The organism is Palleronia sp. (assembly GCF_042089775.1).
Taxonomy (GTDB): domain Bacteria; phylum Pseudomonadota; class Alphaproteobacteria; order Rhodobacterales; family Rhodobacteraceae; genus Palleronia.
This window is the reverse complement of sequence record NZ_JBELKF010000206.1, coordinates 1-3,263: the sequence shown is the minus strand read 5'-3', so window position 1 is coordinate 3,263 and position 3,263 is coordinate 1. Positions and strand designations below refer to the sequence as shown.

Below are 3,263 nucleotides of genomic sequence, written 5' to 3'. Positions count from 1 at the left end.
ACCGGGCCCTGTGGCTCGAGCTGAATGGGGCGGAGCGTTTCTACCTCAAAATGACTGATATCGAGGAGGCCGGTGAGGCCAAACTCGACCAGTTCCAAAATTTCGCCAAAGCGTTCCGGGTCGGCGACTATGACGACATGATGGCGTCGAAATCCCCGAACAACGCAAGGCTCAAGACCGCGATCAAGCTCGGCAAAACCTCCATGGCGGAGGGCAGCCCCTTCGGCCGGGACAGCATCGTTCGGCTCGCCCTGCGCGGGGTCTGGCGCATTGCCAAGGAGGACGAGGTCGATGACGTCTTGGAGGAACTCCGGGAGATGATCCCGGATTACTTGCGCAAGCGTGACACGCTTCGTCAGATCATCGCTTATGTGGCCGCTAAGCGCGAACACACGGAGCCCGACGAGGCGAGCGCGGCCCGGATCCTCGGGACCGCGATTCAGACGGAGCGGATCTGATGCGGGGGGTGGTACCGTGTCGGACCTGATCTCCCGCTTCTCCTCCCGCAACAAGCGTCTCTCTCACGTGTTCCTGAAGGACCGGCTTCAGGGGGCGGAGACCTATGACCGGATCGCCGGGTACTTCCGCTCCTCCGTGTTCGACCTGATCCATGAGGAGGTTAGCACGATCGGGCGTGTCCGGATCGTCTGTAACGCGGATCTGGACCCGCGCGATCTGACCGCGGCCACGCTCAGTCAGAAGGCGCGCGACCAGGCGCAGGTGGAACGGTGGCACGAGCAGGGCGACGAGATCGACGCACTCCTTGAGCGGCCTCGTTGGCGGCGTCTGCACCAGCTCCTGACCGCCGGGAATGTGGAGATCCGGGTCGTCTCGCGCGACAACGCCCCGTTCCTGCACGGGAAGGCGGGGGTGATTACCCGCCTGGATGGGACCACATCGAGCTTCATCGGGTCGATCAATGAGACCGCGAACGGCTGGGCCCAGTCCTACGAGATGATCTGGGAGGATCCGTCCCCGGAGGCGGCTACGTGGGTCCAGTCCGAATTCGACTGGCTCTGGAGGAAGGGGGTGCCGCTCTCCCAAGCGGTGATCGACGAGATCGGCCGGACCGCCGAGAAGGTGGAGGTGCAGGTCGAGGAGATGCGCGCGGACCCGGTCGGGCTCGTAAAATCCCTCACCGTCGAGAGTCCGCTCGCTCGCCGCGGCGAGGGGCTCGCCCCCTGGCAGAAGGCGTTCGTGAAAATCTTCACAGAGCACGATCAGAACTACGGGGCGGCCCGGCTCCTGCTCGCCGACGAGGTCGGCGTGGGCAAGACCCTGTCGATGGCGGCAACGGGGGCGCTGTCCGTCCTGATGGGACATGGGCCCTTCCTGATCCTGTGCCCCGCCACCCTCACCCTACAGTGGCAGATGGAGCTCTGGGACAAGCTTGGGCTGCCCTCCTGCGTTTGGGCCCGCGCGCCCCAGAAGGGGTGGGTCGATCACCGCGGTCACGTTTACCGGTCCCGGGGCCCCGAAGACGTGCTGCGCTGCCCCGCCCAGATCGGGATCGTGTCGACTGGGCTCTTGGTCCGGGGCGGCCCGGAGGCGGAGGCGCTGATGCGCGGGAATTATGGGATGATCGCGCTCGACGAGGGTCACAAGGCCCGGATTAAGCGCGGGATTGGGATGGAGGAGCCAGAGCCCGGCAAGCTTTACCGGGCGATGGAGCAGCTCGCTGGTCGGACCCGGCACCTAGTGATCGGGACTGCTACCCCGATCCAGACGAACCGGGAGGAAATCTGGGACCTGATGAGGCTACTGGCTTACGGTCAGGATCACGTCCTCGGCCGACCGAGCGCGTCGCGCTGGTGGGACCCAGAGCAGGCGTTGGACCTGATCGCCGGGAAAACGACCCTGCCGGACCCGGAGGCGGCTTGGCCATGGCTCCGGTCCCCACTCCCCCACGCGCGCGAGGCGGCCGTGTTCAGTGATATCCGGTACGATCTCCGGATACCTGAGGACGAGTTCTTCACCGACAAAGGGCCTTCCAGCCTGGAAGAGGACACCCGTGACACCCTTGAAGAGGTTCTGGAGATAGGGGAGATCGCCCGACGGCTCCCCTTCATGCGCTACCACAACCCGCTCGGCCGCCACGTGGTCCTGCGCCGGCGCAGCACGCTCGAGAAGGCAGGGCTGATGGACCGGATCGCGGTGAACATCCACCCGCAACCGGGGGCGGCCCCGGGCGTGTTCGAGCACAGCGCGGTCCGGACCCCGCATTTCTATGACCGGGCCTATGAGGAGGTGCGCCTGTTCACCCGGGCCATGAAGGCGCGCCAGAAGGGGACGGGGTTCCTCGGGAACCTGATGATGCAGCGGATCTGCTCCTCCGTCGCGTCGGGCATGGCGACCGCGACGAAGATGCTGGAGAGCCGCCGAGAGGGTCTTCTCCTTGAGGAAGGGGACGATCCGGACTTGATGGAGGAGATCGAAGCAATGGGGGCGGAGGCCTACGCCGCCGCAGTCGACCTGGAGGCGCAGCACCTCGAGCGGGTGCTGGAGATCCTCACCTCCGCCCGCCAGGAGGACCCCAAGGGGCGAGCCGTCCTGCACTATCTGGATCAGGAGGGGTGGCTGGAGCTCGGCTGCATCGTCTTCTCCCAGTATTACGACACGGCCCGGTGGGTGGGCGAGCTGGTCAGCGAGGCGCACCCGACCGACCCGGTCGCCGTCTACGCCGGGGTTGGCAAGTCGGGGATCCTGCTGGGCGGGAAGTGGCGCTCGATCGACCGGGAGGACATCAAGCGGGGGGTTAAGGAGCGCAAGCTTCGGGTCGTCTGCGCGACCGACGCGGCCTGCGAGGGGTTGAACCTGCAGACCCTCGGCACCCTTATCAACGTGGACCTCCCCTGGAACCCGTCCCGGCTGGAGCAGCGGATCGGCCGGATCAAGCGGTACGGGCAGCAGCGCCGCGAGGTGGACATGGCGAACCTAGTCTACGCGGACACGGTGGACGAGAAGGTGTACCAGCGCCTCTCCGAGCGTATGCAGGACAAGTACGACATCCTAGGCTCCCTGCCGGACACGATTGAGGACGACTGGATCGAGGATATCGAGCGGGTCGAAGAGGAGCTGAAGAACTTCACGAGGCCGGAGAGCCCGTCGGACGTTTTCAGCCTACGCTACGGGGACTTCCTGAGCGTGGGTGGGGACGACAAAGGCTGGGAGGTCTGGACCAAAGTGGTGGCCCGGCGAGACATCGAGGAGCGGCTGATGCAGCCTTGGACCTCACAAAAGGCCGGTAGGAGCATTTAGGGGCG

General features: G+C 65.7%; 2 protein-coding genes. Both read left to right on the top strand.

The genetic code is table 11. The annotated features are described in order from the left end of the window. The coding region (locus ACFDS3_RS19990; protein ID WP_375264086.1) for a hypothetical protein at positions 1-458 on the top strand (458 nt) is incomplete at its 5' end. A gap of 16 nt (positions 459-474) precedes the next feature. Next, positions 475-3,258: a phospholipase D-like domain-containing anti-phage protein gene (locus ACFDS3_RS19985; protein ID WP_375264085.1), complete on the top strand. Its 2,784-nt coding sequence runs from the start codon at positions 475-477 to the stop codon at positions 3,256-3,258. Positions 3,259-3,263 lie beyond the last annotated feature (5 nt).